The sequence below is a fragment of the Brevibacillus sp. NRS-1366 genome (genome assembly GCF_050467985.1).
On sequence record NZ_JBITPN010000022.1, the window covers coordinates 137,019 to 162,696 of the forward strand.

At 47.0% G+C, this 25,678-nt stretch carries 25 protein-coding genes, 1 pseudogene and 1 riboswitch; of the genes and pseudogenes, 8 read left to right on the forward strand and 18 right to left on the reverse strand.

Annotated elements, in window-relative coordinates:
• From ACIFQN_RS17255 to ACIFQN_RS17275, 5 genes are all read right to left on the reverse strand, one after another.
• The gene (locus ACIFQN_RS17255; protein WP_429834264.1) at positions 1-1,302 is read right to left on the reverse strand and encodes an acetylornithine deacetylase; all 1,302 of its coding nucleotides are present in this window, start codon (positions 1,300-1,302) and stop codon (positions 1-3) included.
• A complete protein-coding gene (locus tag ACIFQN_RS17260; protein WP_429834265.1) occupies positions 1,295-2,065 on the reverse strand; it encodes a thiazole synthase in 771 nt (256 codons plus the stop codon). Before ACIFQN_RS17260 ends, ACIFQN_RS17255 begins: the two co-directional genes overlap by 8 nt.
• Positions 2,066-2,070: 5 nt before the next feature.
• Positions 2,071-2,274, reverse strand: a complete 204-nt coding sequence (thiS, locus tag ACIFQN_RS17265; RefSeq protein WP_429834266.1) for a sulfur carrier protein ThiS — start codon at positions 2,272-2,274, stop codon at positions 2,071-2,073.
• 238 nt (positions 2,275-2,512) lie between these two features.
• Positions 2,513-2,623, reverse strand: a riboswitch (TPP riboswitch).
• Positions 2,624-2,664: 41 nt separating this feature from the next.
• Positions 2,665-3,051, reverse strand: coding sequence for a kinase-associated lipoprotein B (locus ACIFQN_RS17270; protein WP_429834267.1), 387 nt, complete (start codon positions 3,049-3,051; stop codon positions 2,665-2,667).
• 32 nt (positions 3,052-3,083) lie between these two features.
• Positions 3,084-4,304: an alanyl-tRNA editing protein gene (locus ACIFQN_RS17275; RefSeq protein WP_429834268.1), complete on the reverse strand. Its 1,221-nt coding sequence runs from the start codon at positions 4,302-4,304 to the stop codon at positions 3,084-3,086.
• Between the two features lie 94 nt (positions 4,305-4,398).
• Between ACIFQN_RS17275 and ACIFQN_RS17280 the strand changes: the two genes are divergently transcribed.
• Positions 4,399-4,794: a DUF2203 domain-containing protein gene (locus ACIFQN_RS17280; protein ID WP_429834269.1), complete on the forward strand. Its 396-nt coding sequence runs from the start codon at positions 4,399-4,401 to the stop codon at positions 4,792-4,794.
• A gap of 32 nt (positions 4,795-4,826) precedes the next feature.
• Here the strand turns inward: ACIFQN_RS17280 and ACIFQN_RS17285 are convergent, their stop codons facing one another.
• From ACIFQN_RS17285 to ACIFQN_RS17305, 5 genes are all read right to left on the reverse strand, one after another.
• Positions 4,827-5,054, reverse strand: coding sequence for a hypothetical protein (locus ACIFQN_RS17285; protein ID WP_429834270.1), 228 nt, complete (start codon positions 5,052-5,054; stop codon positions 4,827-4,829).
• A 102-nt stretch (positions 5,055-5,156) separates the two neighbouring features.
• Positions 5,157-6,437 carry a LysM peptidoglycan-binding domain-containing protein gene (locus ACIFQN_RS17290; RefSeq protein ID WP_429834271.1) on the reverse strand — a complete coding sequence of 427 codons (1,281 nt, stop codon included), beginning with the start codon at positions 6,435-6,437 and terminating at the stop codon, positions 5,157-5,159.
• 65 nt (positions 6,438-6,502) lie between these two features.
• Positions 6,503-6,811, reverse strand: a complete 309-nt coding sequence (locus tag ACIFQN_RS17295; RefSeq protein ID WP_429834272.1) for a thioredoxin family protein — start codon at positions 6,809-6,811, stop codon at positions 6,503-6,505.
• 209 nt (positions 6,812-7,020) lie between these two features.
• A complete protein-coding gene (locus tag ACIFQN_RS17300; RefSeq protein WP_429834273.1) occupies positions 7,021-7,911 on the reverse strand; it encodes an NAD(P)-dependent oxidoreductase in 891 nt (296 codons plus the stop codon).
• A 26-nt stretch (positions 7,912-7,937) separates the two neighbouring features.
• A complete protein-coding gene (locus tag ACIFQN_RS17305; protein ID WP_429834274.1) occupies positions 7,938-9,389 on the reverse strand; it encodes an aldehyde dehydrogenase family protein in 1,452 nt (483 codons plus the stop codon).
• 124 nt (positions 9,390-9,513) lie between these two features.
• On the opposite strand from ACIFQN_RS17305, the gene ACIFQN_RS17310 reads away from it, so the two are divergent.
• Positions 9,514-11,646 (forward strand): helix-turn-helix domain-containing protein, encoded by a 2,133-nt coding sequence (locus ACIFQN_RS17310; protein ID WP_429834275.1) that lies wholly within the window; start codon positions 9,514-9,516, stop codon positions 11,644-11,646.
• 112 nt (positions 11,647-11,758) lie between these two features.
• On the opposite strand, the gene ACIFQN_RS17315 is transcribed toward ACIFQN_RS17310, so the two are convergent.
• The 4 genes from ACIFQN_RS17315 to ACIFQN_RS17330 all read right to left on the reverse strand — a co-directional run bounded on the left by ACIFQN_RS17315 (position 11,759) and on the right by ACIFQN_RS17330 (position 16,897).
• Positions 11,759-13,255, reverse strand: a complete 1,497-nt coding sequence (locus tag ACIFQN_RS17315; protein WP_429834906.1) for a long-chain-fatty-acid--CoA ligase — start codon at positions 13,253-13,255, stop codon at positions 11,759-11,761.
• A gap of 93 nt (positions 13,256-13,348) precedes the next feature.
• Positions 13,349-14,608 carry an MFS transporter gene (locus ACIFQN_RS17320; protein WP_429834276.1) on the reverse strand — a complete coding sequence of 420 codons (1,260 nt, stop codon included), beginning with the start codon at positions 14,606-14,608 and terminating at the stop codon, positions 13,349-13,351.
• A 63-nt stretch (positions 14,609-14,671) separates the two neighbouring features.
• Positions 14,672-15,970 (reverse strand): CapA family protein, encoded by a 1,299-nt coding sequence (locus tag ACIFQN_RS17325; protein ID WP_429834277.1) that lies wholly within the window; start codon positions 15,968-15,970, stop codon positions 14,672-14,674.
• 39 nt (positions 15,971-16,009) lie between these two features.
• Positions 16,010-16,897, reverse strand: a complete 888-nt coding sequence (locus tag ACIFQN_RS17330) for a MurR/RpiR family transcriptional regulator (RefSeq protein ID WP_429834278.1) — start codon at positions 16,895-16,897, stop codon at positions 16,010-16,012.
• Between the two features lie 113 nt (positions 16,898-17,010).
• Between ACIFQN_RS17330 and ACIFQN_RS17335 the strand changes: the two genes are divergently transcribed.
• Positions 17,011-17,235: a hypothetical protein gene (locus ACIFQN_RS17335; protein ID WP_429834279.1), complete on the forward strand. Its 225-nt coding sequence runs from the start codon at positions 17,011-17,013 to the stop codon at positions 17,233-17,235.
• A 96-nt stretch (positions 17,236-17,331) separates the two neighbouring features.
• Here the strand turns inward: ACIFQN_RS17335 and ACIFQN_RS17340 are convergent, their stop codons facing one another.
• Both ACIFQN_RS17340 and ACIFQN_RS17345 read right to left on the reverse strand, forming a co-directional pair.
• Positions 17,332-18,504: a GNAT family N-acetyltransferase gene (locus ACIFQN_RS17340; RefSeq protein ID WP_429834280.1), complete on the reverse strand. Its 1,173-nt coding sequence runs from the start codon at positions 18,502-18,504 to the stop codon at positions 17,332-17,334.
• A 230-nt stretch (positions 18,505-18,734) separates the two neighbouring features.
• Positions 18,735-19,298, reverse strand: coding sequence for a putative glycolipid-binding domain-containing protein (locus tag ACIFQN_RS17345; RefSeq protein WP_429834281.1), 564 nt, complete (start codon positions 19,296-19,298; stop codon positions 18,735-18,737).
• A gap of 579 nt (positions 19,299-19,877) precedes the next feature.
• On the opposite strand from ACIFQN_RS17345, the gene ACIFQN_RS17350 reads away from it, so the two are divergent.
• Entirely contained in the window at positions 19,878-20,084 is a 207-nt protein-coding gene (locus ACIFQN_RS17350; RefSeq protein WP_429834282.1) for a CDGSH iron-sulfur domain-containing protein, read from the forward strand.
• Positions 20,085-20,552: 468 nt separating this feature from the next.
• Positions 20,553-21,053 carry a DinB family protein gene (locus ACIFQN_RS17355; RefSeq protein WP_429834283.1) on the forward strand — a complete coding sequence of 167 codons (501 nt, stop codon included), beginning with the start codon at positions 20,553-20,555 and terminating at the stop codon, positions 21,051-21,053.
• A gap of 1,190 nt (positions 21,054-22,243) precedes the next feature.
• Here the strand turns inward: ACIFQN_RS17355 and ACIFQN_RS17360 are convergent.
• Positions 22,244-22,465 (reverse strand): annotated as a pseudogene (locus ACIFQN_RS17360) (IS110 family transposase); the annotation flags it as partial.
• 152 nt (positions 22,466-22,617) lie between these two features.
• Here ACIFQN_RS17360 and ACIFQN_RS17365 point away from each other — a divergent pair.
• The 3 genes from ACIFQN_RS17365 (at position 22,618) to ACIFQN_RS17375 (ending at position 24,323) form a co-directional block, all read left to right on the forward strand.
• The gene (locus tag ACIFQN_RS17365; RefSeq protein ID WP_429834284.1) at positions 22,618-23,199 is read left to right on the forward strand and encodes a dihydrofolate reductase family protein; all 582 of its coding nucleotides are present in this window, start codon (positions 22,618-22,620) and stop codon (positions 23,197-23,199) included.
• Positions 23,200-23,837: 638 nt separating this feature from the next.
• Complete coding sequence (locus tag ACIFQN_RS17370; RefSeq protein ID WP_429834285.1) at positions 23,838-23,993, forward strand: hypothetical protein; 156 nt, start codon at positions 23,838-23,840, stop codon at positions 23,991-23,993.
• 75 nt (positions 23,994-24,068) lie between these two features.
• Positions 24,069-24,323 (forward strand): hypothetical protein, encoded by a 255-nt coding sequence (locus ACIFQN_RS17375; protein ID WP_429834286.1) that lies wholly within the window; start codon positions 24,069-24,071, stop codon positions 24,321-24,323.
• A 468-nt stretch (positions 24,324-24,791) separates the two neighbouring features.
• Here the strand turns inward: ACIFQN_RS17375 and ant(6) are convergent, their stop codons facing one another.
• Entirely contained in the window at positions 24,792-25,646 is an 855-nt protein-coding gene (gene ant(6) / locus ACIFQN_RS17380; protein WP_429834287.1) for an aminoglycoside 6-adenylyltransferase, read from the reverse strand.
• Between the last annotated feature and the right edge of the window lie 32 nt (positions 25,647-25,678).

The window sequence follows — 25,678 nt, forward strand, 5'->3', positions numbered from 1 at the left end:
TCATCGTCTCTCCTTCGCATTTTTTGCCGTATTGCACCATTCGGCGATAAAGCGCGCCATGATCTGGGCAAATTGGACGAGCTGTTCGGGATGGATGGATTCATCGACGGTGTGAGCATGTTTCAGCTCTCCCGGCCCAAATAGAACAGCGGGTATTCCCGCATGGGCAAACCAGCCCACGTCGGTCACACTCGGAGACATATCTACCATCGGCTCTTGCATGAGCTGCTCTTCATAAGCGGATCGCAGCATCGCGAGCCCGGGATGCTCCAGGTCCAATTCGAGTGACGGGAAGATTTCTCCCCGTTCTTCGATCATCGAGCGGCCACCCCAGCGAAATGTGGGCGGATTATCTCGCAGCCACAGGTCAGCGGCGGCAGCTCGATGGATATGGTCTTCGACTTCTCGAATAATCTCTTCGTAGGTTTCGTTCGGGTAGAAGTGAACCGTAATCCACAATGCGCAACGATCCGCGATGAATGCCGCGTGGCGACCGCCTTCAATCACTGCAGGATTGATTGTATTGCTTCCAGCAGAGAAGCCGGGGTACGACTTCATCACTGCCCAGTCGCGCTCTAAATCCTGCAGGGAAGCGATGATTTTCATCATTTTTTCGATCGCAGAGGCACCACGTACCCCTCCACCCGCATGAATCGTTTTGGACCGCATGCCGTCATGCAGCGTAGTCGGGCTCTCAATCGTAATCCATCCGGTAATGACCCCGCCCTGTCCCTGCATGTGCAAATCGCTGGAATCCACAACCACTGCATAATCGGCCGTGTAGCCGCGTTCTATCGCAACCAGCGTGCCTGCCTCCCCCGCTTCCTCTCCGATGACGGATTGGAAGAGCAAGTCGCCTTTCAGCTCGATCCCGTGTTCCCGAAGCATTTTAATCGCGAATAGAGACGCTGCGAGGGCACCTTTCATATCCGATACACCACGACCGTAGAGTCGACCGTTTGCGCCTTTCGTCAAAGCAAAAGGCGGGTAGGTCCAACCACTGTCATCGCCTACCTCAGCCACGTCCATATGCCCATTGATGATAAGGCTGTTGGCCGCGTTTGATGCGGTGCCCGGAAGACGGCCTACTACATTGTCGTCCCCAGGGTAAACTTCCCAGCGGTCTAACTGAAAGCCCATGGCCTGCAATTCATTTGCCAGAAACGTTTGTGCGCCGTTACTATTACGTGCTGGCGGACTTACGGTTGGGTAAGCGATCAGCTCTTGCAATAACGCGAACATCTCTTCTTTCCGGTTGTCAATGGAGTCAATCGCTTCTTGCAGACGGTCCACGTTACTCAATCATCCCTTCGGTAGGACTGCTTGCTGATGCATAACGTTTTTTAGCAATTCTGCCGGCGAGGAAGCCTTTGCGTCCGGCTTCAACTCCTAGCTTCATCGCTTCGGCCATCAGTACAGGATTTTCTGCGAGAGCGACTGCTGTATTCAGCAAGACCCCGTCAGCGCCCAGTTCCATTGCTTTGGCACAATCAGCAGGGGCACCGATGCCCGCATCGACGATGATTGGGACTTTGGCTTCTTCCATGATGAAGCGCAGGTTGTTTTCATTCACAATTCCTTGTCCAGAACCAATTGGAGAGGCGCCTGGCATAACAGCGTGGACCCCTACTTCCTGAAGACGTCTCGCTAAAATAGGATCATCATTGGTGTAAGTCAGTACAATAAAGCCCTCTTCCACGAGGATCTTCGAAGCTTCCAATGTGCCGATCGGGTCAGGCAACAATGTTTTCGGATCGCCGATCACTTCGACCTTGATCATGTCACACAATCCAGATGCTTTTGCCAGGCGAGCGATGCGCACCGCTTCTTCTGCGGTATAAGCGCCTGCTGTATTGGGCAGCAAGGTAAATTTTTTCAGATCGAGCTGTTCCAAAAAGTTAGGCTCTTGCGGATTTTCCAAATTGAGCCTGCGAATGGCAAAGGTGAGAATTTCCGCTTCTGAGACCTCTACTGCTTTTCCTTGTGTTTCCAAATCAGAAAATTTACCGGTCCCGAGCAGCAAGCGCGACCGAAACTCATAAGGTCCAATTTTTAAAGTATCCATGAAATTTATCCTCCTCCGACAAAATGAACGATTTCTATCCGATCTCCATCTGCAATCGGCGTCGTCTCGTACAGGGAACGGTCGATGATCTCACCATTCTGTTCTACTACGACAATTTTCTCTTGCAGTTGATAAGAAGCCAGCAGCGCACGTAGCGTGGTGATTTCTGCTGCCAGCTCTACTTTCTTTCCATTCAGCTGAACAACCATACTATTCCTCCTTCTGAAGACTCGTTGGGGACTGTTTACCTTCGCCTTTCGGACACGAAAAAACGGCTTCCCCTGCCAGATGGAGTCAATCCAGTCAGACAGAAGAAGCCGAATAACGGTACACCCAAGGACGAATGGCAAGAAAAAAACCATCCGCCTTGGATGGTTGGGGTTCGATCCTCTCAGGAGAAGTCTTGGCTTGAGCTTTTCCCACTCAAATAGAATTCTTCCTGTGATAACGATTCGCTATACCTCTTCCTCCGCTGGCATGACCCAGGTCAGGTTCAACGGTCAGTAACACACTCGTTACAATCTCAGCCAACGCTGCTCGGCTCCCGTTTGGTAGTAAACCTTTTCAATTGTCGTTCGTTCGAGTTCTACAGTACCACTCTATTTTGAGTTTGTAAAGGTTTCCTTGTGCATAGCTTCCAATTCAACGAGACAACGCTGTGCCCAGAGCGACATTTTTTTCAATTTGTCCATTTCACGCTCCATCGCCACACGGACCGATTCCTTGTAATCTGGAATGGCCCCATTATAACGGATTGGACCGCTCGCAGGCGTCATGAACTTTTCTTGATAGGAGAGTGCAGGTCTTTGATGAAACATTGGAACGTCTACTTCAAAGGACGTGTGCAAATCTCCCTGTGTAGGAAATTTGGTTACAGCCAGCACCTTTACCAACAGCTTGCTATCATGGGTTTCCAGCACTTCGGTAATGTATTCTCCGGTCTTTTGCGTTACACGTACGATATCTCCCGGGTTCCAGATCATCATGATCCCCTCCTCAAACATGTTAAACTGATTTTTTAGTTGGTTTTCTGCTGCAACGCTGTTTCTACTAGCTTGCGGGCGTGAGCAAGAACTTCTTCGACAGCGATAACCGGTTGTCCGCCACCTTGGGCCATCGCTGGATTTCCGCCGCCTTTCCCCTGAATGAGCGGCAGTGTTTCTTTTAGCAACTGATTGACAGCTACATCGACTGCTTGCCCGCGTGCAAATACGAGCTGCATTTTTTCACCTGACGTTGCGAGCAGGCACACTGCGTCTGGTGCTTCACTGGTCATCAATTGAGCCAATTGCTGGAGTTCTTGAATGGTACGGTCTGCAGTGGAAAGTTGAATCAAGCGTGCATTTCCGATTGTGACAGCATTCGCAAGCTGCTCGCGAATCTCTACCTCTAGCAGCAGTTTTTCTTTTTCTGCCAGGCTTTGTTTTAATGCCTCTCGTTCCGCTATTATTCTCTCTGCTTGCGAAACCAGCTCAGCCTCGCTCGTAATAAGCTGACGAGCCAGCTCACGAACCGTCGCTTGCTTGCGGGTGTAATCACGCATGGCGCGCCACCCGCAAATAAACTCCAGGCGAATGTTGCCGCGGTGACGTTCCCAACCCAAGATTTTAATCATGCCGACTTCCCCTGTACGTGCAGGGTGTGTCCCTCCACATGGATTGTAGTCAAAATCGGGAATCATCACGACGCGAATGTTTTGGGTAACCGTGGGCTGTTTTTTCAATGGCAATGTTGCCAGCTCTGCTTCCTCTACAAACCGGGCGATGATGGGGTGATTTTCGAGGACCACCTGATTGGCGCTCTGCTCTACCTTCGCCCATAAGTCCTCGTTCAGCTCTTCGAGAACGACGTCAATCGTGACGCGCTCCTTGCCTAAATGAAAGGCAACCGTTTCCGCCTGTGCCACTTCGAGAAAGGCAGCAGAGAGGATATGCTGTCCCGCATGCTGCTGCATGTGATCAAAGCGTCGTTCCCAATCAATCTGACCGGTGACCTTTGTCCAATCTTCTGGCAGTGGGGATTCGAGTCGATGACGTACTTCCCCGTCCACCTCTTCTACATCCATTACTCGAATATCACCTAATACACCATGGTCACAAGGCTGTCCGCCACCTGTTGGGTAAAAAGCCGTCTCCGCAAGTACGGCATAAGGAGTGCCGTCCTCCTCCGTCCCGCGTTTCGTTACTTGGGACGTAAATGATTGAATATAAGCATCTTGGTAATACAATCTATCGTTCATCGTTACTCCTTGCTGCATGGAACAGTTCCGACACTCGTCATGTGCTCCAGCCATTTTCTCCCGGTAGGGGTTGCTAGTATAATAGAGTCAGGAGGTGTTTTCTTTGACCAAAAAGCTGTTTACTCTAGAAGAAGCCAACGAATTATTGCCTTATGTTCGCGAAGAGCTCTCCTTTTTACAGGAGTTCAAATGCTCTTTTTATAACCTTTATCAACAACGTGAGCAGGTAAAAAAACAACAGCCTACAGACGATGAAGAACTGTTTTCACTGGAATGCCGTCTCGAATTTATGGAAATGGAAGCTCAAACGCGTATTACCCGACTGATCTCAAAAGGGATACAGGTCAAAGATGTAGACATTGGCTTGTTCGACTTTCCAGCAATCATGAACGGCGAGGAAGTGTTGTTGTGCTGGCGTGCTGGCGAGACTGCCATTACCCACTATCATGGAATTCACGACGGCTTTGCTGGACGCAAGCGCATCGACTGATGATGGCTCGCAACCTTTACAAATCCCACTGATTAACCTAGCAGCAGATCCATCTGTGTTTCACGATTCAAGCGCTCCTCAGGGCTGGCCAAATCATACTTTTTCAGCAGATGGAACCATGCATTGAGGCTCTCCTGGGACAATTCTGTCTGTAATAATGCTTGCAATTGTGTCACACGTTCACTGGACAGGAATGGCGCTTGTTCTGCCAACTTGTTTTGTACATCCTCTACGCTGTGATCCAGCTTGCATTCACCCATGTACTTTCGTCCTCCCTCATTATGATAGGCTTTTAGCCATCATACCATGATTCTCCTGACGAAAAAAAGGCGTACAAACCTCTGGGATTGTACGCCTCATGCTTATGCTCTTTTGCGAACACGAAAGTTTTCATCAATGAGCAGCCAATTTTGCGGAAATGGCAAACCCAGCTTCCAGTAGCTCACGCCCCGCAATCCAAGCTGTTTAACCAAATTAAACTTCGCTTGGATCGACCGAGCGTCTTCGAACCAAACCTGATGCTTCTTGTCATCCTCTGTGTATTCAAAAAACGGTGCCTGCGCTCGGTAGTCATACCGGATCGGCACATTTTGCCGTGCTGCCAGGGCAATCGCTGCCTGCGGACTAAGTGCCTTTGCGGTTGTACCCGGCTGATAAGGCAGTGTCCAGTCGTACCCATACAAATTTTGCCCCATCATGATTTTCTCAGCCGGCATTTCAGTCAGCGCATACTGCAACACTCTTCGCACCGGACCAATCGGAGATACAGCCATCGGTGGCCCACCACTATATCCCCATTCATAGGTCATGATGACGACGAAATCTGCCAATTCCCCTATTGCCTTGTAATCGTGGGCAGCGTACCATTTTCCAGGCTGCTCCGCACTCGTCTTTGGCGCTACGGCGACAGACATCATTAGTCCCGCTGCATGTGCCCGGTCACGCGCTTTTCGCAGGAAACGGATATAGGCCTCGCGATCTTCTGCCGGGAGTGCCTCCATGTCAAAATGGATATCCCCCATCCCAAGTTCTTGTGCCGTACTGATCATCGTATCCAGCAGCTTGTTTTGCAGTTCTTCGTTATTCAAAATGAGACCGCCCAGCTCCGAGCTGAACTGGTCCTTTTCCAAATTAGTCACTACGAGCATAAGTACGACTTGGTTGTTTTTGGCGATGGATTGGAAATCATTAAGAGCTGGGCGTGCCAGCGTGCCATCCCGTTTGATGCGAAAGCTAAAAGGAGCCAAGTAAGTGAGATGGGGTGCAGCCTGACGCACGTCGGCTTCCAGATCGGGTGAAACAGTTCGCCTCGGTTCTGCATACGCATTGAAGTCGGCTGCACGTCTTGGTCGAGGCGGGATATAGAGCCGCTGTCCGATTTCGAGCGGACGATACTGGGAAATTCCATTGACCCGTGCAAGCTCTGCCGCACTTATCTGATACCGTTGCCCAATTGTATAAAGGGTATCTCCCTGCTTGACCCAATAATAGCTGCCAACAATTGGGATTACCATCGCCTGCCCGATAACAAGATTCTCTGGGTTAGGCAAATCATTTGCCTGTTCTATCGCCGCTGGGGTCGAATCGTACGTTTCGGCGATGCTGGACAAGGTTTGTCCCGTTTCCACCACATGAATTTGCACACGCCTCCTCCTTCACAATACTTCTCTTTTCTTTGTTATTCATTGCGAAGGGATTAGGTGTATGTCTAGACGAATGGTTTTAGTACGTCATACAAAAAAGCGACAGATTGAATGGCATAATGCTGCGCTACGAGCTCTCCTTTTTCAAACAGCAAGAGCGCTGGGACACTGGTAACCTGGCAATGCTCTACGAACGCATGCGCCGTATTGATGTTGAGCTGATAAATGGAGACCGTTGGCAGCGCTTCACTGGTTACATTAAGCATCCGTTCTGCCAGCTTGCATGTGCCGCACATAGGTGTATAAACAAACAGAGCGAATGACTTCTGGTCTTTCAATAACTGATTAAGTATCATCTCGTTTACTTCTTGCAAAATTCGCCTCTCCTTCCTCCCCCAAATAACATGATGCTTAATGCTAGAACCAAGCGCTTATCCTGTCAACCTTTCCATGAAAATGAATGTATCCAAAGCGCCATAACAACAAAAAGTCGATGGCACCTGTGAACAGGAACCGTCGACTTTTTCCCCTTGCTTTGTTCTTCTTTTCCGTTGATCATGATACTGCTGAGAACGTTCGCCGATTAACGAGCGATGGTGGTGTTGGCAAGCTCTTCCGTCACCGTGCAAACAGCGGAAGAATCCCAGCTTCCTTTGCCTTGCGCCTTCGCAGCCTCATACATTTGGGCAACGGTGGCTCCGACGAGAACAGGTACTTGCTGCTCACGGGCCGTTGCAGAGTAGAGTTGTAGATCTTTATGCATGTGATCGAGCGAAAAGATGGACTTTTGGTAGGTGCCGTACAAGATATTGGGACCAAATACAGATAGGACCCGGTTGTGAGCTGAACCCTTATCGATGACTGCCGCTAATTTATGTGGATCTACGCCTGCCTTTGCACCTACTGTTAAGGCTTCACCCAAGGCAGTCGTAATGACCGCCACCACGGAATTGTGGCAAAGCTTGGCTACCTGGCCTGCTCCTGATTCTCCCAGGTAGAAAACCTCTTTTCCGATCGCCTTTAGGTAGGGCATGATCTCCCCGAGTTTGGACTCGTCGCCGCCAACCATGATGGTCAAGGTCCCTGCCGCAGATCCTGCTGGTCCTCCGCTCACCGGACAATCAAAGTAGTAGATTTGTTTTTCAAGCGCCTTTTGGTTTAGTCGCTTGGCAGTAGCCGGATCAATGGTGCTCGTATCGAACACGTAGCTGCCCTCAGTCAGAGATTGATAGAGTCCATCCTCGCCAAGCATCACCTGCTCGACAATCGCAGGTCCCGGCAAAGAAGCAAATACTACGGAAGTGACTGAGCCCACAGCCTGCGGTGACGCGACCACATGAGCCCCTTGCTCCGTTGCCCACTGCTGAGCCGCCGGATTTGGGTCGTATGAATATACCTGATACCCTTTTTTGAGCAAGCTGCTAATCATTCCCTTGCCCATAGCCCCAATGCCAATGACACCTATCGCTTCCATCCCTCTTCCCCCTACTCTCTTACGACTTATGCTCGAATATAGACGGTTTTGGTCTCGACATAAAAATCGAGTGCCGACTCCCCTTGCTCTCTTGGACCCAGACCTGATATCTTTTTGCCGCCAAACGGGAACTGTGATTCAAAGTGCGTAGAAGGCATATTCACATGCGTGACACCAGATTGAATGCCTTTTACGAATTGGAATGCTTTTTGCAAATCATTGGTGAATATCGTAGACGACAAGCCAAATTCCACTTGGTTGGCGATTTCCATGGCATGTTCAAATGATTCCACATCAATGACTGCGATGACGGGAGCAAAGATTTCTTCTTTCGCAATCGTCATCTCTTGTGTGATCCCCGTAAAGACTGTCGGAGCCACAAAGTATCCGTTTGCCAAGTCGCCTTCCACGAGTCGCTTGCCGCCGCATTCGAGCACGCCTCCCTCCTCGATTCCCTTTTGTACATAATGGAGGTATAGGTTTAGCTGATGCTCGTCCACCACAGGACCATTATTGCTCATCGGATCGAAGCCGTCCCCTACTTTCATGCTCTTGGCACGCTCGATCAGCTTTGCTTTTACCTGCTCGGCTACCTCAGGGACAACCAATACACGGCTCGTCCCGGTACAACGCTGTCCGTTGTCAAAAAATCCACTGGTCACGATGCAATCTATCGCCAGATCAATGTCCGCATCTGCCAAAATGATGGCTGGGTTTTTGCCGCCCATCTCCGCCTGAATTTTGCCGCCACGCACTCCTACAGCCTGTCCCAAGGCCATGCCCACATCAGACGAACCTGTAAAGGAAATTCCTTTGACCAGCGGGTTATTCGCAAGCTCGTCCCCAATAACAGATCCCGGCCCTGTCACTAGATTGACGACTCCTGCAGGAACACCGCTTTCGATCAGCAGTTCTACGAGCTTGACACTGATCAATGAGGTGTTGCTGGCTGGCTTAAAGACAACCGTATTTCCTGCGATAATGGCCGGGACGATTTTCCACAAGCCAATTCCCAGAGGAAAGTTCCACGGAGCAATAATCGCAAAGACTCCGATTGGTTCACGCACGGTATAGCCAATGACCCGCTCATCAAAGGATGGAACGGTTTGACCTGTCAATCGTGTCGCCTCTCCCGCCAATTGTTTCATCGAAGTGATCGTCTTGTTCACTTCACCCCGTGCTTCACGAAGCGTTTTCCCCACTTCACGCGTGATCGTTTCCGCTAATTCTTCTTTATGCTTTTCTAGCAGATTGATTAACGAGAACAGGAATTCTCCGCGAACAGGCGCCGGCGTTTTGGACCACTTTCCAAACGCTTCGGCAGCAGCCTCGATTGCCACACGAGCATCCGCTCCATTCGATTTTTGAAAATATCCGAGAACCTCTGCTGTTTGTGCAGGGTTGGTGCTGGCAAATACTTGACCGGTGTGGCTAGTGACCCACTCTCCGTTGATGTAGTTCTGGTAAGTCGCTGTCATTTTATCCCCGCCTAACGTTTTGTCTTGTAAGAGTATTGTATAAATTCGAAATAATACTTACAATGTGTGTACACACATATTTTATTCTATTTAAATGTGTATATCTCCATAAGGAGGCGAAGGGATGGCTGCATTTGCCTATCTGTTGTCCCGAATACATCAATACTATGGTGATACTCCCTTTACGATCTGGTTGAAAGGCTCTCGTGACCGCCATCTCCATCTCTATTATTCAAGCGAATCCAAACAAAAAGCCCCGTTCTCCATAGATAGCAAGCCGAGCGAAGCCTCTTTTGTGGCGGGCGAAGACCGTTATCGCTATGAAGAACAACTAGACTGCTGCTATCTCCGCTTCTTTTTTGCGGAAGAGGGACAAGCCCTCGTCATGATGGAAACAAAAGCTACGTCCTCTCCTCCCCTCACTTCTGAACAGTGGGAGATTCTATGGCTCGGCTTTCAATTATTTATGGCGGAGGAAACCATTCAAACCAAGAACCAAGAATGGGCCAAGCTTTTACAAGGGATTCACTCGATTTCGGCCACCTTGGATGTGGAGGACATCATCCGCGATATTATCGGAAATGCATTGGCTGTTATCCCGGCAGCGGACGCCGGGCTGCTTCACCTTTACGATGCAGACATAGATCGGCTGGTTCCAAAGGCTACGGTCGGTTTTCATGATACGGTCTATCGCAACTTTAAACTGCGTGTCGGCGAATCGATTGCCGGCAAGGTATTTCAGGACGGACAACCACGCATGTACCGCTCCCATCCAGAAACATCCCTAGCGATGATGGACTTGTCCCCTGACAATTTTGACTCGCTGAATGACGCAAAAGCACTGCGTGATTTGACTGGCCTGTTGTGTGTGCCCATCTCGTTGGAGCAAAAACGCATCGGAGTCCTTGTCTTGCATCAGTTTCATCAGGAAAATGTGTTTTCTGCCTACGATCTCGCACTGCTCCAAGGATTTGCTGACCAGACTTCGATCGCCCTGCAAAACGCGCAATTGTATGCAGAAGCTCGTCAGGCCTATCAAAATATGGCCGCGATCAGCGAGCAGCTACGGGTAAAGCATGACGATCTGGTCAAACGAAATAAAATTCACGAGTCCATCAAGCAGCTTTCTCTGCAAAATAAAGGGACTGAAACCATCGTAAAAGCGCTTGGCAGGATGACCACCAAACAGGTATATTTCGCAGATTGGCTCGAACAGCGATACTACCCTGAGGAAAGCCCTATCCTGTTTAGCTGGGATGAACTCTCCTCACTGTTAGCCGGGAAGCGACAGCCCGTTTCTATCCAGTTATTTTCTGACCAAAAGCAAAATGATCAGCTTTGTTATCTCTATCCCCTGTCAAATGGCAGTGTTTTTCTAGGATGTCTTCTGATTCTGATCAAAGAACGCCATCTGTCCGAATTGGAAAGAGTCACGATCGAGCAAGGTAGCGCCGTCCTCACCCTCGATCTGGTGAAAAAACAATCGCTTAGCTCTGTTTTGTACAAGCGTACCCACGACATATTTCAAGAATTGATCACCAGTAAAGGTAGTGAACTCCTCGATCGCGCCAGAGAGTTCGGATTGCAGCCGCAGGGAGACTTTTTAGTCATCTACGCTTTTTTAAGCCGCTGTCATGACTTGTCCTTGCTCGAAGCTAATATCCATAGGCTGGTGACCAGATGGAAATGGGAGTTCTCCAGTTGTCAGGTTCTGACGTATGGGTTTCACAACCACGTCACGATACTGCTTCAGCTCGCAAGCACCCACGAGGTGCAGGAAGTGATCGAACGACTGTCTGATGCGGTAGATGAATGGGAGTTGGCTAAAGAAGTATCGCTTTCGATTGGGGCTGGCAGTGTGGTCTCTGGCGTGGAGCAGATCGGAAAAAGCTTCGAGGAGGCGAAAAAGGCAGCGCATTATTTGACGAATCGAGGTCGCTCGGGCGTCGTGCGCTATGGAGATTTGGGTGTCAACCGCTTGATGCTGAACCAATCCCAGGAAGATATTGATGCCTTTATCCACGATGTCTTTGCACCATTATGGGAAGGACACGAAAAGTATCAGGAGCTGGAACATACGTTGCTCACCTACATGAAATGCAGCCAGTCTCCACAGCAGGCAGCACGTGATCTACACATTCACGTCAATACGTTGTATCAGCGATTGAAGCGTATAGAAGAGCTGCTCCAGATTGATTTGCGACGTCCGGAAGATTTGCTCAAGGTGCAGCTGGCCTGTCATTTGCGCCAAGAATAACGATTTTGTGGTAATGATGGGGAATTTTCCAAACGAAAAAACCAGTTTAAAACGTTCGCGTTGTTTTAAACTGGTTTTATGAAAAAAATCGTAGTTGGATAAACGACAGATACTAGGTTCTCAAGGTGCGACGCAGGATTTTACCTGTGCTGTTTTTAGGCAGCTCTGCTACAATCTCCACCTGTCTGGGTACCTTGTATTTCGCGAGTTTTTCTTTACAAAACGCAACGATCTCTTCTTGTGACACCGCAACTTCCTTTAACGCGACGAATGCTTTGACGGCTTCCCCATGCACCTCATCCGGTATACCGATCACGGCTGCTTCAATGATAGCTGGATGCTGGTAAAGTACCTCCTCAACTTCACGCGGGTACACATTATAGCCATCGACTAGAATCATATCTTTCTTCCGGTCGACGATGTAGACGTAGCCCTCTTCGTCCATGCGAGCTAAATCTCCTGTATAAAGCCAGTCATCTTTGAGCGCTGCACGGGTATCCTCTGGCAAACCGAGGTAGCCTAGCATCACGTTCGGTCCTTTTACGACCAGTTCCCCGACTTCCCCGCGGGGCAATTCGTTACCCTCGGGATCAAAAATTTTGTTGGTCACCCCCGGAATGTCAATTCCAACCGAACCAGGCTTGCGTGTTCCCCGCAGTGGGTTGAATGCCGTAGCTGGCGCGGCTTCAGAGAGACCGTATCCTTCGAGAATTTTCAATTCATACTTGGCTTCAAATTTATGGAGCAGTTCTACTGGCATCGAGGCACCACCCGAGCAGCAGAGACGGATAGAGGAGAAATCATCTTTTGTCGCGTTCGGTAGCTGGAGCATGTAGTTATACATCGTTGGCACACCCGCAAAGCAGGTACCTTGTTGCTCGCGAATGGTATTGACCACTTCAACCGGATGGAATCTCGGCACAATCAACATAGTCGCGCCGTACCGTACCGGGCCATTCAAGCATACAGTCATGCAGAAGACGTGAAACATCGGCAATACCGCGACAACCCGATCTTGTGGCGTGAGCTCGAAAAGAATGCCCATCGCTTCTGCATTCGAAGCCATATTGCGGTGAGAGAGCATGGCACCTTTTGGCTGACCAGTCGTACCTGAGGTGTACAAGATGACAGCCAAATCGTCCTCGCTCATTTCAGGAGATTCAAACCCTGTCTCAGCCTCCGCGATCAGTTGGTCAATCGCAGGTTCACTGCCTACTGGTTCCGTGTAGATGAAAAGCTCCAAATCAGGCAATTGCTCCTTGACCTCTGCCATGACTGGCGCAAGTGCTGCCAAAGCGATTACTGCTTTTGCCTTGCTGTTTGACAAAATAAAGCTGATTTCCCTAGGTGTGTAGATGGGATTCATCGGTACGACTGCCGCTCCTACCCGTAAGATTGCGTAGTAAGCGCTTACAAAATGTGGGCGGTTATCCATCAGTAAAGCAACAGAGTCCCCTTTTCCAATCCCGCGCTTGGCAAGTCCTGCAGCTAAGTAATCTACCTGCAGGTTTAGTTCTGCATAGGTTGTCGATTCCCCCAAAAATATGTAGGCGGGATGGTCTGGGAAGTTTTGAGCGCTTTGCTTCAGATTCTCGTTTAATAGATACATCACACATCTACCCCCTTTGGAAAATTGTAACATTCGAAATAATTCGGTTAAAGCTTTTCTTTTGTATAAAAATGTGGAAATAATAAGTCCCTTTTAAGAAACATTCGTAATCGGGGGGGCAGCCTCATTTTTTTGCTCATTTCGCTTTGCAAAAAGCAGGAATAAGATCCCAAATATAACAAAGATCAGAGCATTGACGATCATGGCATTACTAAAACCTGTACCGACATCACCTGCTGCCTGGACGATCGATCCGGTAACGAGCGGAGATATAATTCCTGCCAGCGTAACAAGGCTGGACAACACTCCTACGAGCAAGCCGGTACGCTCTGGCAAAAGGCTGCTGACAATAACCGACGCAGCTGTTCCGACAGAGAAAGCAAATCCTTTTCCTAGACATAGTGCAATTAATACGAATGCTGTTGATTGCAGGAAGGAAACCGAGTAGAAGCACAGCCCTCCCAAAATAATCGAAGTACCACCGATGAATACATAAGATTTGCGATAGCTGCGATGCTTTTTGTACAAACGATCACCCATCCAGGAAATCAGGATCGTCATCAACCCAGCCAGAAGCCCAGTCCCCGCGATGGCATAAGCCATTTGTTGATTCGTTAATTCCATGACTTTGACCAGATAGACTGGCTCCCAAACCGCCGCAAACGTCGTCCCCCAAATCTGTGCGAAATAGACGAGAAAACAGAGGATAAAAGTAGATGAAAGCAGGACCCCAGAGATGTCCGACCATTTCGCTTTTGGTAGAGTTGGCGTTTCTATTCTAGCAGAAGTCACACTTATTTGCGGTCTTTCCTTGCCGATCCATAGCCATATGAGCAGCCAGATCAGACTGAGCGCCCCCATAAAAGCCCAGGCGAAGCGCCAGCCGTTTGAATCAATTAACGAGACGAGCAACGGCGCTGAGGCTACCGCTCCGACGAATGCACCAAAGTTCACTGTTGAATAGACGAGACCGCGTTTTTCTTCGGGGAACCACTTGTTCAGATGGCTGACAATCGTAGCCCAAAATGGCCCTTCTCCAATACCTAATAGCACCCTCGCCAAAACCAACATCGGCAGTCCTGCGATCGCATAGGCGCCAAACTGGATTACCGTCCAGGAAATAGCCATGATAGCCAGCATCTTCTTGGTGCCGATACGGTCAGATAACGCCGCCCCTAAGATGCCCGCTATCGAAAAGAACCAGAAGAAGCTGCTTCCTACCAGCCCCCATTCCTTTTGTGACAAGGAAAACTCCTCCATGATCGGAACGGCGGAATATCCCGCGATGGTTTTGTCTGCATAGTTAATCATATAAAGCACAAACAGCATCACCATTGTAATTCTCGCCATCATACGTATCACTCCATTGTAATAAGGTAGAAATCAGATTTGGGTAAACATGATAGGGGCAAAGTCTTAGCTGAGTCTGATCCGACCAATCCCTCCTTCGATTTCGATTTCAGTGCCATAAGGGGCACTCAAAGCTTGCAGCTTTTCTAAAATATGTGTAGCTGCGCTTAATCTTGGCCAGCCCATCCGGTGAACAGGGAGCTCGTAACCAAGCTCGATAGGGTGCAGCTCCACCTCCAGCAATTCCCCATCCTGCATTTTCCAGATAGGAATGACCGATTCCCATACTTCCCTGTGCACGCAAAGCCCCCGCGTGTAGTTCGCACTCATGGCGCTTAAGGCATCAGCGACATTGTGGGTATGATCCAAGCCATAGTGTTCGTAAAAATCGGCGGGCTGACTAGTTACGGCTTCTGTTTGGAAAATAAAATCTCCAAGGCTGTAAAAGATCGGCCGATTGTCATAGATTTCGATTCCGCGCAAGAGATGCGGACCGTGTCCAACTACAGCGTGTGCCCCAGCATCAATGCAAGCTTTTGCAAAGGCAGGCAAGAAGTCAGCCGCTACTTCCTTTGCGTCTCCCTTCATCTCATGGGCGTGAATGCTGATAATCACGTAATCCGCTCGTCGCTTGGCTTCTTCGATCGTTTTTACCATTCGCTGCAGATCGCGCGGATGCGGCTGAGTGGTCGTACCCTCTTCCTCCCCCACCTTGAAACGCGCATTTCCGAAGAGGAAAACATCTTTCCCCGGATCATTCATGAAGCCTTCCTCGATCAACAATTTATTGAATGCATTGATATCTGTCGATTCAGCAATCTCCTGCAGCTGCCCAAGCTTCTCTTCCTTTATGTAGTGGGTCATGATGTAGCGCATCGGATTGATCCCGGGGCGACCGATGCTGTCAGAGCGTTGGTCTCCTGCCGCCCACCAAGGGTGGAATGTCGACGTAGCAGCAATCAAAGCCACTCGGGCTGATTCGCATTCGAGGTAACGGGGGGCACTTGCCTCTGCCAGATTCTTGCCTGCTCCCGCGTGAATAAAGCCGTACTCGTTCAAATGGCGCTCGGTAGCTTCTAAGCCACCGTACAAATAGTCCAACGTATGGTTATTGGCCCAGCCAATCAGATTAAAGCCGTAATCCTTCATCACCTGTAGGACAGATGGCGGTGACATCGCCCAGGTTCCGCCACTTTGGGCACTTGGGTAGCCTTCATTGTTGTGAACCGTCGTTTCCAGATTCGCGATTCGCACATCTGCCAGGTGCAATAACCGTGACACCTCTTGGAAAGCTTGATCCTTGTACGAAAGATTTCGAGTGATGAAGCTGTCTCCTGTTGCGGCAAAGAGAATTGGTCTTGTCATGATAACGTTCCTCCTTATAATCCGGTATCGTTTGTTCCTTCAAAAGATCGAAAAATCGTCATCGTCATCGCCGACAAATGAATACAGCTTTGAGCTGATTTCATCATAATGCTGCAGTCGTTTTTGCACATTTTCCGAGTCGTTTACCATCACCCCTTTGATCAGAACATTCAGCAAGGAGAACAGCATAGGCATCCCGCTCGTCGCTACAGGCTGGGGGGTCGTGATTTTTAATAAGAGATCGGCTGCCTGGCTAATGGGCGACAGCTCTCCCTCCGTAATGGCCAAGACCTTTGCTCCCAACGCTTTTGCCGAATGGACCATCGCTACCGTCTCGCTTGGGTGCCTCGGAAACGAAATGGCGATGACGAGCCACTCTTGTTCCCGCTCTGTAAGGAAGTAATCGGCGTTATCAACCGCCCCCGTATATAAATGAGTATTTCCCTTGATCGCATTCAGCGAGGAGAACAGCCATTTGGCGGGGATATGACACCAGCGGAATCCGACGACCACGATGCGGCTTGCCCGGATAATGCTGTCCACCGCCTGTTGCAAGAGATGGTAGTCGATTTGCTGCAAGCTCTGCTGTAAATAGGCAATATCCGTTTCAATGACCTGATGTGCATAATTGTCGCGGCTCAGTGTATCCTCGGTGTCCCGATATTTCTGGAAGGGTCCCTTTTTTTGGTCTCCGATCAAGAGGGATTTCTTGATCTCATCCTGAAGCTCTGTATAGCCGGAATAGCCTAATGCATAGCAAAAACGGATGACGGTTGCTTCACTGGTATTGGTCAGCTCAGCGATCTTTTTGGCCGTATGGATCGCAAGTAAACCTGGTTTTTCTATCGCGATCTTGGAAATGATTTTTTGGCTTGCCGTCAATTGACCATACTGCTTGCGAATTCGTTCCTTCACTTGCTGCTCCATACTGGATGCTCCTTTGCCATCGTTTTATCAAGCAATTTTGAGAATAGTATATCTTTTGAAGTAAAACACTTCAATACATCTCAAAAAATGTAGTTTACACTTCATTTTGGTGTATGTATTATCCTCTGCTCATTCTGCTCGTTGCACTTCCTGCAATACTCGCCTTTATCACTTCATTCGTACGAGTACCCGTCATTTTAATCGCTTTTGTCTGGACGCTGCCGTTTAGCTTGTATCTGTGGGCAGCATCCGGGGTTTACTGGCTGGCTATCGCTTGCTTCGGCTATTTTCTTTCCGCGTACTTGAAATTCCATGGGGTCCAAGGCCGCATTGGTTAATAGCTCATTCAAGCATGTACAAAAAAAGCCGCCCATAGTAGGGCGGCAGGAAAAGCTCATGCTATGGTAACATAACCTTGATGTGAACAAGGCGAACTAGATCGGGCTATCTTCCTGTGAGTCACTAAGAATACGTGCAATCTGCTCGCTGTCTGCTTCTCTGTAAACAAAGTCATGATAATGCGGTTGGTGGATGTCGATCCAGCCCTTTTCTACAGCCTTTTGGTAGTAATCCTTCGCACGCTTTGGCTCGCCGATCAAGTAAAACATGCAGGCTGCGTTCCAATACAGCGCCACATCTCCGTTCCAGTCCCAGCCATTACTCAGTGCTTGATCATAAGACCACGCTGCACGGGCGTAGTCTTTTTCGACCCCAACCTTTCGATCACCATGCATGTAATAGTTCCCGTTGACCAAGAGGTTGTTTAACGGGCGATTCCACCCGAACAGTACTGAATAATCTGCCAGCAGTCTAAAACCTACAGACAAGGCTGTCTTTTGTGACCCTACATTGCTGGACCAGCATTGCCATCCAACTCTTTTCATTCCACGCTGTTTTGCGAGTGAAAGCGCACCCAATGCTGTTTTTCGTGCCCACCCTTTTCCACGGTAGCCTTCTTCGGTTGCAATGCCGAATTCACACTCATCATCAACGACCCAATCGGTCAAGCACCAGCTAATAATGGTTGGGCCCGTGTTTGTGTCTTGAATTGCCGCACACCCAAAGCCTTTTTCTGCGAAGGCGTCTACTGAGGACCAACCTTGATGAATTTCATCTAGCAAATCATCGAGTCCCATTACATCTTGACGATTCAAAAAATCGCCATTCACCGCAACAATACCTTCTTCCATGTATATATCTATTTCATGCAGATCGTGCGTAAACGTCATTCGTCCACTTTTCATTGGTAATAGCGGTTGCAATACTACTTCGAGTGTAGATTCCCATATCCCATCTGAAGGGTAAAAAAGGATGTAATCCAGCTTTCTCTCAGACGCAAGCTTCGGTAACAACTCTTCCTTGAACAGCAATGCCGTCTCTTCCAGAAACAGCTTGTTTTCTGTACTGCCTCCCAGAAAAATGCCTTGTGGACTCGTTAGCAGAGCTGCTGTTCCATCGTTTGCCAGAAACACTCTACCCTGCAGAGACCCCGTTATCACACCTTTGATGGAGATATGATGTGTCAAAGATTCAAAAAGATTGGAAGCTCTATGAAAGCTTTCGCTCGTCAGTTCCTTGCCGTGAACCATGTTCTTTGCAAAAATCATGTCTTTTCCTCCCAAAAGCTATGAGAGGCTGTCCTCCGTTATGAAAACTGGCCCCTCATATGCTTCGCGATTTGTTTGTTCGTGTCCAAAACATCATCACTCCTTTCGTCATTAAAGGGGATTGAATAGCTCAAAGGTGCTAGGATCTTGTTGTGCTTATTTCATTATGGATAAAAAATACTGATTTAACAATCTTTTTAAGCACCTTATGAGTTCAAAATTGAGTGGCCTCAAAGAATCTCCCGATAGAATAGATTTGGATAAACCGATACGATACCGTTTGAGTCAACATTGATGTTCTCCAAAAAATCGCCGCTTTGATATCGAAATACGGATGAATCATTCCCACTTTCAAGCAAGGTATATTTCTGATTAACCTGTTTATAGTTCAAATCAGCAGCAGAGATATAAACCACTTTAATCTCATGCTGTTGCAAAGGATCATAGGACAATCGTTTTATCGGAAGCGTATTCGTAAATGGAGTGCATGAAATATCAATATCCATGCAACCGGACAGTTCCGGAATTACTTGTCCCTTTTCATCTTTCCAAATCCCATTACCGTCGGATGAGAGACACAAACATTGATTTTCTCCCAAGTAGCAAATTTTCACTTCTCTAGTGACCCAACTTTTATCGAGCACGATATCATATTTTATTCGAAATATACGATTGTCATTTAGACTTCCAACGACAATACTATCTACTTGAATCTGATATTTTTCTTCTGTTACTTTAAGGTGTTCATAACCGATCCCTGTGCTTGGCCTCCAAAAGATATCCGTAGGTAACATGTAAAATCCTCCCATCCTTTATTTACAAAAGGAAGTTTACCACGTATTTCATTTAGAACATATCCTTTTGAAGCTCGATATCTGGCTCTATCAGCTTCTTCAAATCAGCTACGGTCTTTCACCATATCCGGCGTTCCCTTTTGTCCGAGCTCGTTGTCGCCCTGCAAGATTCTTGTCCCCTCCAAAAGATATTCTTCTAATAAATGTTCTTCATCCCTATTATTTATTTCTTTGTTGTAGTAAAAATATTGCTAAACCGAAACGGGAGCTTTTTTTATGGCTTTATTCGTAATGGTAAATATTGTATAATCCTTTTTGAAGGGTCAGGTGATGTTAATGAAATATCAACGTTTCGCTGAAGGTTTTTATATAGCTACAGAAATGTTAACCTGGTCGATTTATATACTCACTTTGACTACATATTGTGCTTTCGTGATTAAACTGATTTTCTAACCTTACTCGCTCCCAAACGGGGCTTTCTTTTTTTACTTCCGAAATATTTTGTTAACGAGATTGTTTTCTAATACCCTTCTGGACCTAATAGTATTAGGTAATGATGTTAATAAGGAGGGATTAGTTGTGGAACAAGAAAAAGTAACAATCAAAATTAACGACAACGGTTCGATTCGTGTTAACGGTGAAGTTGAATTGGTGGATGGAGTAGGTGACAAGTATCAAGTTGGGTCAACTTTTTCGCTTTGTCGCTGTGGTCAATCTGAGAAGAAACCCTTCTGTGATGGAACCCATAAAAAAATCAATTTTGAAAGTGCACCACGTGCAAAATGATTAGATTAGAGAGCGTAACTGCTCTCTTTTTCTCTTTTGTTAGATGCCCTGAAGGTTGATACTTCCTTCCCAAACGGAAAAGTTAATGGTTACTTTGAATCACATTTGATGAAGATATTCTGCACCTTAAAAACGAGGTTCGAAATCGCATCTTAGATCTCGGTTGGTATCGTTCCTTTAATCCTAAAGGCAAATACTGTTTATTACTCATAGAGTTGTTTGACGATCCTGACGAACAAACTGAATTTGGGGAGGAAACCCTTAGTACTGTTTGAATCAAGAAATATCGAGGAAATCCAGCGGGTCTGTCAATATTTTTGTGTAAACGCGTTTACTTGCTGAAGCGGGCCTTGCTCGACCGTTACACTATACTTTTACAAACGCATTGTCTTTGATTAAGCTTGTACCGTGGATATATACTGGCGGTGCAGGGCAAGACGACTTGCTCGCACGAGGAGGGACAAGCCGATGTTGAACAAAGCATTGCTGGTCGGGGATGTCATGCACGAGTGGGCGGGGACGCGCCGACTGTTGGCAAGTTTGCCGGACGAGCATCTCGGTTGGAAGCCGCACGCGAAGTCGCACACGCTTGGGGAATTGGCGACGCACGTCGTCAACCTATTGAATTGGCAACTGGGCATTCTTCGTGATCCAGGTATTGACCTGGCGACCACATCTTCTCGGAGGACAGCGTTAACGAGCCGCCAGGCGTTGCTGGACGAATTCGACGCGAACATCCGGGAGCTGGAGCGGACGCTGGACGCCATCGATGAAGCGGCGTTGGTTTCGGACTGGACGCTCCGTCGCGGCGATACGATCATGGCCGTTCAGCCGAAGGCGATTGCGTTCCGTACGATGGGCATGAGCCACATGATTCACCACCGCGCGCAGCTCGGCGTGTACTTACGTCTGCTCGACCAGCCGGTCCCGGGCGTTTACGGCCCGACCGCCGACGAACTCGGCAAGTAGTGCTCCGGATAACCAGGCCCGTCGGACTTGTCCCGCGGGCTTGCAGTTCTCATTCGCCGGTCCCCGATGCGGGGGCTTTTCTTTTGGAACCCGTTCGCCTCAATCGTCCATGAATTTGCCGCGGTAGAAGCTGTGCTTGTACTTCAGCGGCGACGTGCCGACGAAAGACTGGAACACGCGGTTGTTGACCACTTAACAATTGAACATATTTTAAATCAGGTAACCGAGGGGCTTTTATGAGCCCCATTTAACAAATCGTGTGGTTTGTAAAATCGTCGTAACCAATATTCTCCATTTGCGTATTAAAACGTGAAGGAGTGAATTTCGCGTGATCGACTTCGCAACAATAATATTGATAACATTACCCCTCCTAGGTTGGGGTTTTATCGTAAGCTCAAAGTCACCTCGTAAAAAATGGATATATGTGCTGATCACATTCATCATTTGTTGGGGGGTTATCGAATTAATAGACTACCTTGACCCTCAACTCCCTCACTATGAGTAACCAATTAATACGAAGCTATCGTACCCACAATGACCGATTTGTGATTTCAACCACACTTACAACTGCGATGCAAGCAGATATACAAAAGACGATGCCGATTACCATAATCACGAACGGGGAAGATAATTTTGGCAACAGGGGATCTTATTTTCTATATTCTTATGATGGTTCTAACAGGTTTTATTTTTCTGAAGCCGCACGCTCTTTGGGATCGAAATTATGAGCCCTCAGAATTTCGCATCGATATGGCTCGGATAGTTTCCGCTGTGTTGTTTTTCGTTATGATAATCGGGTTTATGATTAATCTCTTATCTTAATTACCGACGTGTAAAGTTCATTCAATTAAAGTATTTGCTATAATCAACGCAAAAAGGAATTTATTGATGATGCTAATGAAAAATCGACCTCTTTGGTTTAAAATCATTTCGATAATTGGCATTGTGATTGCAATAACGAACCTTTGGACACATGCTCCTTTCTTAAGAATATTAACTATGCTGGTCTTAGCTGTTGTCATGTCTTCTTTAGGAACATTTGAGCTGAACAAAAACCGTAAGATGGCCTTTATTCTGTTTGGTGTGGCCGCTTTACAATTTTTTATACGAAAATGAATATCCGGAAAAAGGCACGACAAAGAACCTCTCCTTCTTCGAGAGGATATAATCCAATAATTGGAATAAGTTCTATTCCATACCGGTTTCCAGTATACTCCCGTACTTTCCATAGCGACATCCGTGCAGTTGTATTCTGCTAGCCAGTCTTGCAGTTGCAGAAGTTCTTTTGTTGTTGTACCAAATGTCCGGATTTCCTTTTTGGCCCTTTTATCTAACGATCCAAACATTACACAAGCTACAATGGTTTCCTGATGCACATCCAAACCGGCACAGCGTTCCAAAAAAATCGGAATGGGCAGAATACTTCCATTATGTGTTAATATAAAAATTGATGTTTCCTTGTTCAAATTTTGCTCAATAAACGAATCGTTCATCACCATCTGAATCGGCAGAACAAGCAGGCCTTGGTCACGTTGGAAACTGAAAATTGGAGGGCGTTATTGAAATGGCTAAACTGATCTACCCTATTAACGTATCTTTGGACGGTTACATGGAGGACGAGCGCGGCAATATCGAGTGGACGATCTCAGATGACGAGGTGTTTGCGTTCTGGACTGACTTCCAGCGGCCGATTGGCATCTACCTATACGGGCGTCGAATGTACGAGTCGATGGTGTACTGGGAAACGGCGAGCCCACAGACACCAATCAACTTTGCCAGCGGTGATCAACCGGAGGTAATGCGGGAATTCGCGCAGATCTGGCGAGCTGCTGAGAAGATCGTGTATTCCCGGACGCTTCAGGCGGTTTCAAGCGCCAGGACTAGGATTGAGCGCGAATTCGATCCTGATGCGATCCGGAGACTGAAAGAGTCTTCAGGAGTCGACATTACGATTGGCGGCCCCGAGCTTGCTGGGCAGGCGATGAGCGCGGGACTGATCGACGAGTGTCATCTGCTTCTTAATCCGATCGTCTTGGGTGGAGGTAAGCGAGCATTGCCGGACAACCTCCGCATGCGGCTCGAGCTGCTTGGTGAGCGCCGATTCCGAAGCGGCGTTGTTCATCTTCACTACCGCGTGATCGTCTGACCCGACGCTAGACGCCAACCAACCAAGGGGCGCTGTGAGGCAGCCACAACAAGCTATTGCTGGGCAGATATATAGGCATGGGAGGCCCCCTCCACCCGTCAAGATAAATGAATCAACTGAAACCCTTCTCTATGATTTCGTATCTTACAATAACCATCCTCTACCAAATACTGCATTACAGCTGTTCTGATGACTTCGGTAGAATCTTCCCTCTTTACCAACCTCCCTTGATAATTACTGGACGTTGAAAGCCAATCAAAAAAAGGAAGAAGAGAGTAGAGATAGGATCATGCAGTGCTTTTACTGACCCTCTTAACTTCCTCTAGATAAAACACTGTCAGCGGGCGGAAAGGCTGATCTAATGAATCGAACACAAGTAGAGGAATTTGATTTACTAATCCATGAGGTATTGTCTTAGGTCGAAACGCAAACCAAAATTTCTTCATAAATCCCCCAAAAAGAACTCCTTAAATTCAATTAATTCTACCTCATTTTATATAATGTTGTACATTATACAAAAAAGCTTATTTTAACTGACTTAATAGCAGGTTTGATGAATTTAATTATTCTATTCAATTTGTATATTTACATATTCTGTAATACAATTCTTCCTAACGTTCTAACAAAGGATGATCGTGTTGAAAAAAACATCGTTTAAAAAAATAGGTGCAATTGTATACTGCATGATTGCCTCTTATTTTTTGATAGCAGGACCCGGTCGTTTAGGCGGTGCGATCATGTTGGTTGCTGGAATTTTTGGTACTATCCAGATCTTTGGTGAAAGCAAAGAGTGATTTATCATATTACCGACGTGTTAAGTTCATTCAATTAAAGCATTTGCTACAATCAACGCAAAAAGGAATTTATTGATGATGCTAATGAAAAATCGACCTCTTTGGTTTAAAATCATTTCGATAATTGGCATTGTGATTGCAATAGCGAACCTTTTGACAAATGCTCCTTTCTTTAAAATACTAACGATGCTAGGGCTAGCCGGTGTTTTGGCTTCATATGGAACATTTGAATTGAAGAAAAATCATGCAATGGTTTTTATATTTTTTGGTTTGGCGGTTTTTCAAGTTCTCGTGTTGATAGAGACGCTGTATGCCGCCACAACAAAATAACTACTAAGTAAAGTTGTCAAAGACTTGAAATTTGTGGAAAATTTCGCTATCATTAGCCAAAATCTGTTCAAGCTTAAGGTTGGTGAAGCTCCGTGTCTAGTGTTGGTTATCCTGGTTTAATTTTGATAGCGACTGTCGCTTTTATCGTTGTTGTCGCTGCCTATTTCGTGATTAGAATTTCATCACGCAAACGTTAATTAAATAGTTGATCAATCGAAACCAGTCTTAACGGCTGGTTTTCTAATTACACAATACTGTAATTCTTTCATTCATTTTGCATCACGATTAAGAGACTACATGCTACGCCCTATACCCTACACTTGGGAGTAACGCAGCAGGTGAATATCTTCGAATAGTTATGTTTGTCTGAATGGATACTGATGGCTTTCACATCATAAAATGATGATCTTTTTATAGATTTTGGTCCAATAGAAACCGCCTTAAATAAAGGCAGTCAATTCCTATTATTCACATCAACGAGCCATAAATTTTTTCCGTATACTTGGTGATTGCTTCATCGTAATCTGGATACGTATAGCCGAGACCTTCCGCTACAGCTTTCGAGTATTTTCGAAATAACTCATAACAAGTAAATAAAGACTGCCACATGTTTGGATAGCCATTCTCTGAATACGTTGATAGCAATGCATCCCAATCTTCCTTTGGCAGATACCGATTGATAAATTTGAAGTTTTTCCCCACACTAAACGAATACCCCTGCTCGAATCCAAATTGCCAAGCCATCATTCGAAGCAAATTAGGCCGTGCAATCTCGTTTAAATGGTCAATGGCAAACAGGATTTCTTTTCTAGCTAATCCTTTTACGACATACGTGGAAACATTCCAGAATTCATTACAGCAATCATCAAATTCTCTTGCTGTTGGCTTTTTAATCCAATAATGATGGTCACTTGCAATCACTTCAAAATTGATAAGCGTATCCTTATCGAGCAATACTTCAACTAAACCGTCGCTGTTGGCAAAATAATCTTCGACTTCGTTCACTGGAATAAGTGTCAGGTCTAATTTATTGCCATCCTCAAAAAGAATGATGTAGGAAAACCAGTTTCCTAATTCGGACGGAAATAGCTCCATATCTTCGGGTTTTTGCATTATCACCCGTTTCCCGAAAATAGTAAGCCATTGATCATTTTCCTTGAAAGAATCTATATCGGTCACAAAATAAGAAATATCAAAATCTTGGAAAGGATCCGGGGGAATATGTTTGTTTGTACGTGACCCTTCCAAAGTCACCAATCGGATTCTCTCATCATCCTTGGCAAAATTTACGAGCAGATTCATCATTTCTTGTTCACTTCTCAAGTGATTGTCCCCCATTGATTCCTTTTCTCCAT

Bases quoted from the DNA above. Each gene is read 5' to 3' on its own strand.
- ACIFQN_RS17260 (WP_429834265.1), bottom strand. From the start codon at position 2,065: ATGGATACTTTAAAAATTGGACCTTATGAGTTTCGGTCGCGCTTGCTG.
- thiS (WP_429834266.1), bottom strand. From the start codon at position 2,274: ATGGTTGTTCAGCTGAATGGAAAGAAAGTAGAGCTGGCAGCAGAAATC.
- ACIFQN_RS17270 (WP_429834267.1), bottom strand. From the start codon at position 3,051: ATGATGATCTGGAACCCGGGAGATATCGTACGTGTAACGCAAAAGACC.
- ACIFQN_RS17275 (WP_429834268.1), bottom strand. From the start codon at position 4,304: ATGAACGATAGATTGTATTACCAAGATGCTTATATTCAATCATTTACG.
- ACIFQN_RS17285 (WP_429834270.1), bottom strand. From the start codon at position 5,054: ATGGGTGAATGCAAGCTGGATCACAGCGTAGAGGATGTACAAAACAAG.
- ACIFQN_RS17300 (WP_429834273.1), bottom strand. From the start codon at position 7,911: ATGGAAGCGATAGGTGTCATTGGCATTGGGGCTATGGGCAAGGGAATG.
- ACIFQN_RS17305 (WP_429834274.1), bottom strand. From the start codon at position 9,389: ATGACAGCGACTTACCAGAACTACATCAACGGAGAGTGGGTCACTAGC.
- ACIFQN_RS17310 (WP_429834275.1), top strand. From the start codon at position 9,514: ATGGCTGCATTTGCCTATCTGTTGTCCCGAATACATCAATACTATGGT.
- ACIFQN_RS17315 (WP_429834906.1), bottom strand. From the start codon at position 13,255: ATGTATCTATTAAACGAGAATCTGAAGCAAAGCGCTCAAAACTTCCCA.
- ACIFQN_RS17320 (WP_429834276.1), bottom strand. From the start codon at position 14,608: ATGATGGCGAGAATTACAATGGTGATGCTGTTTGTGCTTTATATGATT.
- ACIFQN_RS17325 (WP_429834277.1), bottom strand. From the start codon at position 15,970: ATGACAAGACCAATTCTCTTTGCCGCAACAGGAGACAGCTTCATCACT.
- ACIFQN_RS17330 (WP_429834278.1), bottom strand. From the start codon at position 16,897: ATGGAGCAGCAAGTGAAGGAACGAATTCGCAAGCAGTATGGTCAATTG.
- ACIFQN_RS17335 (WP_429834279.1), top strand. From the start codon at position 17,011: ATGTATTATCCTCTGCTCATTCTGCTCGTTGCACTTCCTGCAATACTC.
- ACIFQN_RS17340 (WP_429834280.1), bottom strand. From the start codon at position 18,504: ATGATTTTTGCAAAGAACATGGTTCACGGCAAGGAACTGACGAGCGAA.
- ACIFQN_RS17345 (WP_429834281.1), bottom strand. From the start codon at position 19,298: ATGTTACCTACGGATATCTTTTGGAGGCCAAGCACAGGGATCGGTTAT.
- ACIFQN_RS17355 (WP_429834283.1), top strand. From the start codon at position 20,553: ATGTTGAACAAAGCATTGCTGGTCGGGGATGTCATGCACGAGTGGGCG.
- ACIFQN_RS17365 (WP_429834284.1), top strand. From the start codon at position 22,618: ATGGCTAAACTGATCTACCCTATTAACGTATCTTTGGACGGTTACATG.
- ACIFQN_RS17375 (WP_429834286.1), top strand. From the start codon at position 24,069: ATGATGCTAATGAAAAATCGACCTCTTTGGTTTAAAATCATTTCGATA.